Raw genomic sequence first — 14,499 nt, 5'->3', positions numbered from 1 at the left:
CTGTTCTTTCCCAAGGCGAATCCAAGAAATTTGAAGTGCTTTCGTGCCACGGCACTGACGACCTTGCTTTTCTGCGCATTCATCTGGAGTTTTAGCTTGTTCTCCAGATACGTCCGGCTTGATTTCAATAGCCGCGTTGCTGCTCGTTTGCTCTTTGCTAGTACCACGATGTCATCCGCGTACCGAATGAACCTCACGCTCGGCTTTGCATCTCCTGATCGAATTCGTTCAGATAGATGTTCGCTAAAAGCGGCGACAGCGGCCCACCCTGCGGAGAACCTTCTTCTGTTTTGCGGCGTATTCCGTTTTCCATCACTCCGCTCTTCAGGTACTTTTTAATCAGGCCCGTCACGCGCTTGTCCTGAATTTGCTTGCGCAGGAGGTTCATGAGCAGTTCATGGTTCAGCGTATCGAAATACTTCGAGAGGTCGATTTCTACCGCATGGCTATAACCCTGCTCCGCATAAGTCTTCACTTTTCGAATCGCTTGCTGGGCACTTCGCCTTGGGCGATAGCCGTAGCTTCCTTCCGAAAAGAGCGGCTCAAACAGCGGTTGCAGTTGCTGGGCAATGGCTTGCTGGATGATGCGATCTACGACCGTCGGGATGCCGAGCTTTCGGACTCCGCTTCCATCTGGTTTGGGGATGTTCTTGCGTCGTACCGGGCTTGGCTTGTATTTTCCATCCCGGATGCTTCCCAAGAGTTCCACTCTGTTCTCCCGCAGCCACGGCAATGCCGCCTCGACGGTCATTCCGTCGATTCCCGGCGCTCCGTGATTGCGCTTGACTTGCTGGTAGGCTCTGTTCAGGTTGTTCCTGTCCAGTATCTTTTCCAGCACGTCGCTTGCACCGCCTCTTTCCCTACTTTCCCGAGTGCCGATGCTCCGCGCTCCTGCATACTCTTCGCGTTCCACGCTATCCCTTTGCAGGTAGCCCTTTCGGTATTCTGCTTTCATCACACCGACTCTCCTTCCTGTTTGTACTCAAGACCTACGATTGTTCAGCCCTTTCCGAAAAAAAACTTCCGGTACTATGGCCTCTGCTGACTTCTCACAGCAAGCTTTACTCCGTCTTTCAGATAATATTTTTTTTCCTACACAACGTCTGTGAGACCTCCCCGGGTAAGAGCGATAACCTTCCCCTCATCTATCTGTCACATTTACATCATGGAATTCGGGCAGTATTGGACTTCACTTTGTCTCGCAAGCTCGTCCGTTCCATCATGCCTTCTATGTGATTTCTGTTCGTCAGACCGAGGGTTTGCCTCCGGCTTCCTTCAGATTCTGCCTCGCGGCAGACACCCTTGCCCTTGGCTAACAGTTCCTACTGCCAAGCCTGTAGCGGACTTTCACCGCCAAGTTATCGCCCATGCCGGGCGCACGAGAAAAAGACGCCCGGGTTCCTTCTATATAAAGGAACCCGGGCGTCTTTGCTACCCAACACTTATTCTCGTTGATTGATCTTAGGACAAAATGGACTTATTTTCAGGTGATGCTTCTGCGACCTTGCGAAGAATCTGTCTCAGTACTTTAGCATTTTCGCCAACATAACCGGAATCAAGCAGCACATCGTGCGTACCGATGACTCCGTACTCCTCGTATTGACCAAGCGTCGTCTGTTGCCATAGCAGTTTATCTGATGATGTCACCGGACCGATGCTATCGTCTTCTGCAATCAAGGCATGGATATTCGCTCGAACTTCACCCGCGTTAATAAGCTCATTTCGGTAGATGGAGTAGATCAACATTTTGTCTTTGACTCGCTCCCTGTCAGATGGTTCAGCCAAGAATGCTTTGTACTGATCCCCAATGCTGTCCAGCACCGCCTCGACGATCTCTTCAAGCTGCTCCGGCGTCGATTCATCCTTGGACATCTTTCTCATAGCATCCACCATAATGATGTCGCTGACATGGTGACCTCGGCTTTCCATGGCTTTGGCCACCTCGAAGGCTAGATTTCCTCCAAGTGAGTATCCCAGGAAGACATATGGTCCTTCAGCCTGAATACCCACGATGGCATCCCTGTATCGATCCAGCATGTCTTGACCCTGGAAACGATCGCCGATGAATTCCAGCCCGTATACCTCGCAATGTCCTTCCAGCTCCTTAGCCATCTCATAGTACCCCAGAGAGTAGCCGACCCGAGGAGGGAAGCAAAACACTTTGAGCGTTCCTTTCCCTGGGAAGTGGATAATTTCCATTTCTTCTTCGTCAGGAGCATCTTTTGCCCGCTGCTTGGAAATTTCATGTGCCATTTCTTCCACAGTCGGAAGATTGAACACGAGCTGCAGCGGGAGCTGGACACCCATCCCGGACGAGATCTTCTGGATCAATCCCAATACTTTCAGGGAATGGCCCCCAAGTTCGAAGAAATTATCTTTGACTCCGATTTCCTGCACGCCGAGTACCTCGGACCAAATCTGCACCAGTTCTACTTCAGTCTGCGTACGCGGCGGGATATACTCCGCTGTGCTCCGCAGGAGTGATTCCGGTGCTGGCAGCGCTTTGCGATCCAATTTGCCATTCGGATTCAGCGGCATATGTGCCAACTGTACGAAAGCAGACGGAATCATGTAGCTCGGCAGCTCGCTGGCCAGCGCCTCGCGTAACACGCCCGCTGCAAGCCCCTCCTCAGCCACAAAGTACGCGCAAAGCTGAGTACTTCCAGTTGCATCAGCCAGTGCAAGAACGACTGCTTCCTGCACAGATGGCACTTTAAGAATTTGTGCTTCCACTTCTCCCAGTTCAATGCGATAACCCCGGATTTTTACCTGGTGATCGATCCGTCCCAAATACTCAATATTCCCGTCTGGCAGCCATCGGGCCAAATCGCCCGTCCGGTAAATCCGTGCTCCCGGTTTGTACGGGTGAGGAATGAACTTCTCTGCCGTCAGGTCCGGCTGGTTGAAGTACCCTCGCGCTACCCCTTCGCCTGCAATGCAGAGTTCTCCCGGTACACCCACAGGTGATACCTGAGCAGCACTGTCCATCATCCATACTTGGACGTTAGCGTACGGTTTACCGATAGGCACATACGTTAGAGCAGCAGTCTCAAGGCTCGTTGTATATCGGGTCGCATATACGGCCGCTTCGGTAGGACCATAGATGTTCTCCAGCACTGCGTATGGAGATACTTTATAGTACTCTTCCACAAGTTTGGCAGGCAGCGTCTCGCCGCAGGCAAACAGGTATTTCAAAGTAAGGAATCCTTGGCTGCCGCTTTCTTTCAAATATTGAACAAGAACACTGAGCATCGACGGCACCAGATTGAGATGCGTGATACGGCTCGTATCCACGGCCTCCAGCAGTGCCACCGGATCTTTGTCCACGCCCTGCGGCAGGATCACGAGGGTTCCCTGCCCAAAGAACCAGCAGAACAGCTCCGGCACGGAGAAGTCAAATGTGAATGTCGTTTTAAGCAGGAATCGGTCGCCTGCCAACATCGGATATTCAGCTTCCAACTGGCTCAGCGTATGGACGGCAGAGCGATGCTCAATCATTACACCTTTCGGCTTGCCCGTTGAACCTGACGTGTAAATGATATACGCCAGATGCTCCGGCCCCGCGAGTAGCTCCAGATTCGAGTCATCCGCATGATACGCCTGCGGGTCATCAAGTGCCAGGAGCGTGCCAGCAAACGGAAAACGATCTTTGAGATGATTTTTCGTCAGCAGAAGCTTCGCACCCGAATCCTCCAGCATGTGGCGAATACGATCTTCCGGGAATTCCGGATCAATCGGTACATAGGCCCCACCCGCTTTTAGAATGGCATGGATGCCGATGATCATCTCAAGCGAGCGCTCAACCATGATGCCGACCGGCTGGTCCGGTTTGACCCCTTGGTCACACAACGTACGTGCGAGGCGGTTCGCCTGCCGATGAAGTTCTCCGTAGGTAAGCTTCGTTTCGCCATAGATAAGTGCTGTACGATCCGGTGTGAGCGCCGCTTTTTCCTCAAATATGCCGTGAAGGGTCTTCTCACGCGGATAAGGAGCTGCTGTATCGCCCCACACCTCTATAATCTGCGATTTCTCTTCCGGCGTGATCAGCTCCAGCTCATCAATGCGGATGGCAGGATGAACAGATACATTTTCCAGAATTTTCATTAAGTGCCCTTGAATCCGTTCCACGCTCTCCTGATCATAGACACGGGCATTGTAACGGTACAAGAACTCCAGATTACGGCCCGGCAGCACAATAAGGTTAAAATCATAATTCGTCTGTTCAAACATCTGAACATCCGTAATTTTGTATTCAGCCTCTTCACTGGCAATTTTCTCTTCCAGATGCTCCTCTACCGGGTAATTCTCGAATACCATAATATGAGAAATTAAATCTTGCTTCTGTTCGCTCTGTGCTTGAATCTCATAGAGCGGATAGGAATCGTAAGCATGTCCTGCCAAATATAATTCCTGCTGTCTTTTCATCACATGGGAGAACGTATCGCTTCCCTCTGCCTGTACCCGAACCGGAACCGTATTAATGAAGAGACCGATCATGCTTTCGATACCCGGAATCTCGGCAGGTCTTCCCGATACCACACTTCCGAAGACGACATCCTGACTTCTATTGTAGCGCTGCAACACGATTCCCCAGGCTGCTTGCATCAGCGTGTTCATCGTTACCTGGTTCTGCTTGGCCACTTGTTCCAACCGCTCGGTCAGTTCCGCATCCAACGTGAATACAAGCTTCTCCGATACGTAGGCTTCCGCTTTTGCTAGTGGCTGTGCTATCGCCTGCGGCAGCTTCGTCTGCTGTTCGTAGCCTTCCAGATACCCTCTCCAGTAAGAGGATGCCTCTTCCTCACCTTGCTCCTCCAGCCATTGAATATACTGGCTGTACGATACAGCAGCAGGAAGTTCAGGCTCCCTTTGCTCACGCAGAACCCCGTACGTTTCAAACACTTCCTGAAGCACAAGAGGCATACTCCAGCCATCCAAAATGATGTGATGAGAGCTCCACAGCAGATGGTAAGCCTCTTTTGCCGTCCGTAGAATGGTCACACGCAGCAATGCTCCTTCGGCAAGATCAAAGCCTCTTGCTTTGTCCTGAGCAGTATAAGCTGCAAGACGCGCTTCAATTTCACCGGATTCCAGCTCGTGCAGGTCCTCGTATACGAAGTCACACGCTCTTTCTTTGAACACAATCTGTATAGGGAAATCGCCCCATCCGGCATGGAAATTCGTTCTCAATATGGCATGCCGTTTCATCAGATGCTTTAAGCTGCGTTTGAAATCCTCAGGATAGAATGCTCCTTGAATTTCAAATTTGGCCTGCTCAAAGTAGACTTCCGAATGAGGCTCCAGCAAGTTGTGGAACAACATTCCCTTTTGCATCGGTGTCAGTTTATACATATTTTCAATGCTGCCGATATGCCGTGTCTGCTCTTCCAGCTCCTCGATTTTTTCCAGGCTGATATCTTTGAGGAGTACATCACTTGGTGTAAGTTCCGTTCTTTCCTTGCGTACACAATGTCCAATGACTTCGCTGAGACGGTCCTTCAGGATGCCGACAAACTTCGCTACCGACTCCGTGTGGAACTGCTGACGGTTATAGCTGACCGAAAGGTGCAGTTGTCCTTCGGCAATCAGTCCATTAATGTTCAACGCCTGATGCTGCACCATCTGCTCACTGACCGCAGGTCCTACCGAGTAAGGGGATACCTCCATCGTCCCCCCCGCAAGATCCTGGTCGAACTGTCCCAGGTAGTTGAAGATAATCTCCGGTTCAGCCGAGAAGGAGGAGACATCGGATACGTCGCTCAAATATTTCAAAATACCATATCCGACACCTTTGTTAGGAATACGACGCAAACCTTCCTTGACGCGCTTGATTCTGGCGCCGATCTCCAGTTTCTCTCCCATCTCAAGGGCGACAGGGTATTGACTTGTAAACCAGCCTATTGTGCGAGTGATATCCAGTTCCGGTACAATAGGCTCCCGTCCATGCCCTTCCAGAAGGATGCCTACACGTTCGATCCCCGTCCACTCGTGAACAGCCATGCCGAGTGCCGTCAGGAGCAGATCGTTAACTTCCGTGTTGTAAGTGCGGTTCGCCTCTTTCAGGAACTGCTCTGTCTCTTCTGGTGACCATCTTACTGTAACAGCCTCGCTGTCTTTGATGAGAAGATCGCCGTCTACCTTGTCTTTTGGAAGAGGGACAAAGCCATCTCCTTCTACCTCTGCCCAATAGCTGCGTTCTTGTTCAGCCTCCGGACTGTTCGCATATTGTGTGATTCCCTGGGCCCATGCACGGTACGAATCCGTCTTCTGCGGAAGCTTGACAGCTTCTCCGCGTGCTGCCTGCTCGTAGCCTTCCTGCAGGTCCTCAAAGAGGATGCGCCAGGATACGCCATCAACAGCCAGATGATGAATAACGATTAACAGATGTTCCCCGTCCGCGCAGCGGAACAGGCCCAATCTTAAGAGAGGTCCATTACCGAGAGAGATGCTGCGCTGAATGGCTTCCGCACCTGCTTCTATTGCCGAAGCCGGGTCTGTTTCATCCCGCAGATCGTGGATCTGAAGGCTATAAAGCTCACCCTCACCTAAGCTGCGGTTCCAGGCTTCAAAGCCCCGCTCTCCTTGGCGGAACACCAGTCGCAGTGCATCATGATGTTCTGCAATTTTCCGAACAACCTTGGCGAGCGCATCAGTATTGAAGCCTTCCCGTCTGTACAACATGACCGACTGATTAAAGTGGTGCAGGTCCGTCGACTGCTCGTCGAAAAATCTGCGCTGGGCAGGTCCCGGTCTTACCGCTCCGTGTACCTCGCTCTGATCTGCAATTCGGCTGACTGCGTTAACGCGCTGGGCCAGCTCTGCAATGGTTGGATAGCCGAGCAAATCCTTCATGTCAAGTTTATAGCCTGCGTGGAGAAGCCTTGATGATACTTGAATGGATTTGATCGAGTCGCCTCCGAGCTCAAAAAAATTGTCATGGATGCCGACAAGCGGCACACCTAGCACACCTTGCCAAATCGATGCCAAAATGGTCTCCACATCCGTCCGCGGAGCGGTAAAGTCTGCTCCTGCCTTTACACCTGAGTTTGGTTCAGGCAATGCCTTACGATCCAGCTTGCCATTCGGTGTCAAAGGCATCACGTCTAGTTGGACGAAGTAAGACGGGATCATATATGCAGGCAGTTCAGCAGACAGTTCGTTTCTGAGCTCACTGACAGACATTTCCTGGTCAGCTACGAAGTAGGCGCATAGCGATTTCTGCCCTTGGGCATCTGCCCACGCGACAACGAGAGCTTCATCGACAAGTGGAATATCCAGCAGCTTGGCTTCAATCTCACCAAGCTCAATACGATAGCCCCGTATTTTAACTTGATGGTCAATACGCCCAATGTACTCAATGTCTCCATTAGGAAGGCGACGAGCCAAATCCCCGGTTCGATACATATTTCCTTCCGAAGCGAACGGATTTCTAATGAATTTTTCTGCGGTAAGCTCAGGCCGGTTCAGATATCCACGGGCTACCCCGTCCCCGGCGATGTACATTTCGCCTTCCACACCTAACGGTACGAGACGGAGCTGTTCATCCAGGATATGGATATATATATTGTCTGCTGGCAATCCAATCGGCACGGATTCACGCGTATCCTTCGCAGGATCGTAGAGGTGAATCATACAGCCGACGACCGTCTCGGTTGGACCGTATTCATTGTAGATTTTGATGTTGCCACCAAAGAGATCTGTGATGGTTTTCGATAAATATGTGGTCAAATTCTCTCCACCCACAATGAGCTGCTGAATGCGACTTTCCGCCGGGATGGCCATATCTTTAATAAGACTGAGATGAGTCGGCGTCAGCTTGAGGATATCCACCGCATTTTCGCGCAAAATATGCTGTACAACCTCCGCTTTATCTATACCATCATATATCCGTACTAATCCTCCATTCATTAATGGAGTAAAGATCGACGTCAGTGTCAGGTCAAACGAAATGGATGAGTAAAGCGGGAAATCCGTTGGTTTTCCAGCACAATAGACCTTATTGGCCCACCAGATGTAGTTCACGATCCCCTTGTGGTTAATCATGGTTCCCTTCGGATTGCCGGTTGTACCCGATGTATAGATTAAATACACCAGATCGTTTCCTCCAACAGGAATATTAGGATTATCCACTCCGGTTCCGTAGATGTGCGGGGAATCCAATTCCATAACCGTTCCATCAAAGGAAGCCAGCTCCGTCAGGTGGCTCTGTGTAAGCAGAATCTCAGCGCCGGAATCCTTGAGAATATATTGAATCCGTTCCTGCGGATATTCAGGATCAATAGGTACATAGGCTCCGCCCGCTTTGAGCACACCCATGATGGCAACAAGCAGCTCCACAGAACGGTCTGCCAACAGACCTATCACTTGTTCACTTCGTAGTCCCTGAGCTATCAAGGTGGAGGCCAGCCTGTTCGCCTGCTCGTTCAGCTCCCGATACGTGATCTGGATGTCGCCGTTTACAGCCGCAATCTTATCCGGCGTACGGACAACCTGCTCTTCAAACAAGGTATGCAGACCCTGATCACTTGGATAGGTTTGGGCCTTGCCGCCCCAGTCAAGCAGTTTCGTGCGTTCCTCAGGCGTTACAATCTCCAGTTCCTGTATCGTCGCTTGCGGACGAGTAGCTACCTGATCGAGCATTTGCAACAAATGATCTCCGATCCGCGCAATACTTTCTTGCTCATAGACCAAAGCGTTGTAACGAATGCAGACCTTGATATCCTCGCCTGGAATCACAACCAGGTTAAAGTCATAGTTCGTTTGTTCAAACATGGTGAAGTTCGCGACTTCGAGATTGTCTTCATTTTGATTACCCGATTGCTCCACCTGTTCGTCGAGCGGATAATTTTCAAAGATCATAATATGAGAAATCAGGTCCTGCTTTTGGGTTGTTTTCCCCTGAATCTCATACAGTGGGTAGGTATCGTAAGCACGTCCTGCCAGTGATTGTGCCTGTGTGCGTTTCATGATCTCGACAAAGGCTTCGTCTTTGGAGGACTGCACACGGATAGGTACTGTATTAATGAACAGACCCACCATATTTTCGATACCTGCAATCTCAGCCGGTCTACCTGATACAACACCGCCGAAAACCACATCCGAGCTGGCATTGTAACGTTGAAGAATCAGTCCCCAGGCTGTCTGCATGAGCGTGTTGACGGTCACGTGATTGCGCTTCGCGACAACATCCATTTTACCGGTCAAGGATGCACCCAGATGGAGAACATGCTCATTCAGAACATAGCCCGCTTCTTTGGCTTGAGATTTCGTTTTGCCTTCCGGCAATACGGTATTCCCGTCATAATCCTCGAGGTATCGGCTCCAATACGTTGAAGCTTCTCCATTATCCTGTGCATCAAGCCACTCAATATAACGGCTATAAGACTGAGCTGGCGGCAGCACAGGCTGCATTTGCTGGCGCAGGGCAGAATAATAATCGAACAGCTCCTGGGTAATGATCGGGATGCACCAGCCATCCATAACAATATGATGGAAGCTCCATAATACCAGGGAACTCTGCTCCGTTTGCAGGACGGTTACTCGCATCAGCGGGTCCTCCGACAAACTGAAACCTTTAGCCATATCCTCAGCAGTGTAAGCCTTGATCTGAGCTTCTTGCTCCTGCAACGTAGCGGAACGCAGATCTACGTAGCGCAGAGGGATTGACCGTTGCTTAAAGACAACTTGCAGCGGTACATCAGCGATATTGTTGTAAAAGCCGGTACGGAGTATGGCATGTCTTTGTGCCAGAGCCTGGAAGCTCTCGAAGAAGATATCTACATCGAAGCTGCCTCGCAGCTCGAACGTAGCCTGCTCGAAGTATGAAGAGGAGTCCGGCTCCAGCAGACTGTGAAACAGCATCCCCTTCTGCATCGGCGTCAGCTTGTACACATCCTCAATCTCTCCAATGTGGGCCGTTTGCGTCGTGAGTTGATCAAGCTGCTCCAGTGTTAATCCCTGGAACAGAATATCACTTGGCGTAAGCTGTGAGCACTCCTGAGCCACACAATGTCGGATGACCTCGCTTAAACTCGACTGTAATAATTCGGCAAAATGACTCACCGTTTCCTCGCGATACTGCCTGCTGCTGTACGTAATCGTCAGTGATAGCTGGCCTTCGGCAATCATGCCATTCACATCCAAAGCATATTGCTGTGGTGTGTGATCACTGAGCGCCTTACCGACGGAATGTGTGGATAGGCTAAGGGCATTACCCTCCAAGTCCTGATCAAACTGTCCGAGATAATTGAAGGAAATCTCAGGCTTTATGCCGAATCCGACACTTTTCTCCGGTGCCATATACTTCAGAAGACCGTAGCCGATTCCCTTGTGCGGAACCTGGCGCAAATTCTCCTTAATACGCTTGATTCGTGCAGATACTTCCTGTCCGTCTTGCAGGTTCAGCAGAACCGGATACTGGGTTGTAAACCAGCCCACGGTACGGGTAATATCCAGTTCCGGTATGATCATTTCCCGTCCATGCCCTTCAAGATTGACCAGAACCTGTCCCATGCCTGTCCAGCGCTGGATTGCTGCTCTCAGAGCAGTCAAAAGCAAATCATTCGTCTCCGTATGATACGCCCGGTTCGCTTGTCGCAGCAGCAGGTCTGTTTCTTGCGCAGACCACGTTACCGTTACCGACTCGGTATCCCGAATGGTGCCCGGCTCCTGATCTTCATCTTTTGGCAGTGGGGCCAGAATTGTATCCTCGATCTGCTGCCAGTATGCACGCTCCTTGTCCAGAGCAGGCCCTGCTGCATACTTCGCCGCTTGTTCAGACCATACAAGATACGAATCTGTCTTTTGTGGAAGGACAATCGCTTGTCCATTCAACGCCTGCTCGTATCCCGTTGCGATGTCCTCAAACAGGATGCGCCAGGATACCCCGTCAACTAGAAGGTGATGGATAACAATTAATAGATGATCCCCATCTTCACAATGGAACAAGCCTAGCTTGAACAGTGGGCCGTCTTCCAAGTGGAAGCTTGCCTGGATGGCATCGGCTTTGGCTTGAACGGCAGCAGCCTGATCATCCGCCTGTCGCACATCAGCTATATCCAAGGTATAGAGCTCGCCTTCATCCGTTCCACGATTCCAGGCTGTATAACCAGCTTCTGTAGATCGGAAGATCATACGCAGCGCGTCATGGTGGGTAGCAATTTGGGTCATCGTCAACCGGAGTGCAGCCTCATCAAAGCCGTCTTTCCGATAGAGCATGACGGCATGATTGTAATGATGCGGCTCCTCTGTATGACGTTCAAAGAACCATCGCTGAATTGGCATCAACTCTGCTGCGCCTTTAATTTCACCCTGTTCTGCTGTGCGTCCGGCTGCTTGAAGATACGGGCTTAGCTCAGCAATTGTCGGACATTTGAAGAGATCCTTCATCTCTAGCTTATACCCGGCTTGGAACAATCTCGAGGATACCTGGATCGCCTTGATGGAGTCACCACCCAGATCGAAGAAATGATCATGGATGCCGACCTGCTGTGCTCCCAGCACCCCTTGCCATACGGACACCAAGGCTTCCTCAGCCTTCGTCCTTGGCGGTTCATAAACTGCTCCAGTCTGCACATTGGCTTCCGGAGCCGGAAGTGCTTTGCGATCCAGCTTGCCATTTGGCGTCAAAGGCATCTGTTCCAATTGCATAAAGTAAGACGGAATCATATAAGCTGGCAGCTCTGCCGCCAAGGCTTGTCTCAATTCGCCTACCGTCAGCATCTGATCGGCTGTAAAATAGCCGACAAGCACCTTTTGTCCACTTCCATCCTCCTGAGCGAGCACTACAGCCTCCCTTACAGACGGAGCATGGAGCAACTTCGCTTCCACTTCGCCCAGCTCGATGCGGTAACCCCGGATTTTAACCTGGTGGTCAATCCGTCCCAAATACTCCATGCTGCCATCCGGCAGCCAGCGTGCCAGGTCACCCGAGCGGTACATACGCTCGCCTTCTTCAAACGGATGAGCGACAAACTTCTCTTCCGTCAATTCCGGTCGGTTCAGGTAGCCGCGTGCCAGGCCTTCGCCCGCCACGTAGAGTTCACCTGGAATGCCAATCGGCTGTGGACGGCGTTGTTCATCCAGAATGTATGCACGCAGCGTCGGAATCGTGGTACCGATATTGCTGCGGCCCTGTTCAATTTCCAGATCCGTAATTTCTTTGTATGTTACATGCACGGTTGTTTCGGTAATGCCGTACATGTTGATGAGCTGCACTTGCGGGTACTTCGTTCTCCAGTCCTTGAGCAAGGCCGGGCTTAATGCCTCGCCACCGAAGATAATCATACGGAGACTCAGTTCTGCCGCATGATGACCAAGCTCTTCCTGTAGTAACTGATAGAAATATGTCGGCGTCTGGTTCAAAACGGTGACCTTCTGGTCCTTAAGCAATTGCAAGAAACGATCTGGACTCTTCGCGGTAAGCGATGGAACGATGACCAGACGTCCTCCATTCAGCAATGCCCCGTACATTTCCCATACGGAGAAGTCAAAGCAGAATGAATGGAACAGGGTCCACGTATCCTGAGGACCGAAATCAAACATATTTTTATCATTAAAGAGCAGGCAAACTACATTTTTGTGCTCGATCAGCGTTCCCTTTGGCTTGCCTGTCGTACCCGATGTATAGATGACGTAGGCAAGATTGCTCGCCCCCGAAATGCTCTCCAGATTTGAAGTGTCCCCTTTATACGATGCAACTTCGTCCAGATTCACAAGCTTTCCGCCAAATGTGGTGCACTCCCATAGATGGCTTTGGGTGAGCAACAGATGGACTCCCGAATCCTCCAGCATATAATGGATACGTTCTTCGGGATAATCGGGATCAATGGGCACATAGGCTCCTCCCGCCTTCAAAACCGCCAGCATGCCGACGACCATCTCCAAGGAACGATCAGCCATAATCCCGACGAGTACATCTGCACCAACGCCTTCGGTGCGCAAATATCTCGCGAGCTGGTTAGCCTGCTCGTTTAGAGCTAGGTATGTAATGCTCTGCTCGTCCATCTGAACGGCTATGTGATCTGGCGTGCGCTCAGCTTGTTCTTCGAATAAGCCATGGATTGTCTTCTCACGCGGATAATCGACTGCAACGCCTTCCGAAAGAGCCAAAATGGATTGCTCTTCTGCTTCACCCAATAAGTGTACCTCTGCAATGGAAAGCTGCGGTGCATGAATGATCTGCTCGGCGATCGTAAGCAACTGGGAAACCATGTCCTTTACTTCACTGGGTTCAAACAGCTTCGTCCGATAAACGACATCCAGTACCAGCTCGCCTTCATCCAGGATCTCCACGATATGAAGCACGAAATCGTTCACTTCGTCGTCGCAGAAATCATAATCCATCAAAATGCACACGTCATCCAAATCAACCCAATTGATAAGGCGGTATTCCATTGAAACGCCAAAAAGCCGCTGAATATCCTTGTTACCATGCATTTCTCTAAGATCCTGAATTAAGTGATTATATGGATACTTCTGATGCCGCAGGACCGACATCTGATCCCTGGCTACATCCTGCAGGAAGCTCAACACATCCATATCCTTTTCGACGTATGCTCTGGCTGCAACCGTGCTGACGAACATACCTATCTTTTGCTTCTCTTTTTTGTTCCCCCGGTTAGCGAGCGAAGTACCAATCACCACATCCGGCTGATTCGTCACTTTGTGTATGTAGATATACATCGCACCCATGAGGAACTGGAACAGAGAAATCCTGTTCTGTTGGCAAAATGCCTGTAGCTCGTGATATAGCACCTCTGGCACGGTAAAATGCTCCCGAACGGCGTGGGTACTCAGAGATAACGGATTATATGACTTCCAACCCGTAAGTTCAGGCAAATCAGAAAATTTATCCAGCCAGTATGCCTTATCCTTTTGGTATCTGTCCGAAAGCTCGTATGCGTTCTCTTCTGCAATATATTGAATATAAGAGCAATCGTCGTTCAGCTTCGGTTCATTTCCTTGAATTAAATCCATGTAAAACGCTGTTAGCTGATTGCCATAGACCACCATTGAGATCCCGTCAGAAATAATATGGTGCATCTTGGTGTTAATCCAATACTCATCCTCGCTAATCTTCACAATTAAAAACTGGAAGAGTTCAGAATCCAGCAGTGGCAAGGGTTTGCTTTTGTGTTGCTCAAGTAAGGCTTCCACCTCAGAGATACTTTCATAGTGGGTAAGATCCAGGTACTCAAACTGTCTCTCTTCATAAGGAACGACATACTGCTGAGGCACTCCATCCACTGAGGTAATACGAATGCGGAACGCATCATACTGTTTGATAATCAAATTATTGGACTGCATGAAGGCAGCGATATTTATATGACCCTTCATCTTAGCTGTACCGGAAAGCTGTGACACTGACGTACCTGGGTAGAGTAATTCGGTATACCATATACGCTTCTGCGCATTTGTTAAATCATATAACTGCATGTCATTCATCTCATTCACTCCTATTCCGTGATGTGAATATCCTCCCGCTGCTACTGGCAGTCA

At 50.3% G+C, this 14,499-nt stretch carries 2 pseudogenes; both read right to left on the bottom strand.

Annotated elements, in window-relative coordinates:
* Nucleotides 1–74: 74 nt before the first annotated feature.
* Nucleotides 75–751: pseudogene (locus GCU48_RS28270) on the bottom strand (reverse transcriptase domain-containing protein); the annotation flags it as partial.
* A gap of 710 nt (nt 752–1,461) precedes the next feature.
* Nucleotides 1,462–14,427 (bottom strand): annotated as a pseudogene (locus GCU48_RS22060) (amino acid adenylation domain-containing protein); the annotation flags it as partial.
* Nucleotides 14,428–14,499: the final 72 nt, after the last annotated feature.

It is taken from the genome of Paenibacillus brasilensis (genome assembly GCF_009363115.1).
Lineage (GTDB): Bacteria > Bacillota > Bacilli > Paenibacillales > Paenibacillaceae > Paenibacillus > Paenibacillus brasilensis.
Note: the sequence above shows the minus strand (reverse complement) of the source record. Positions and strands in the feature narration are given on the sequence as shown.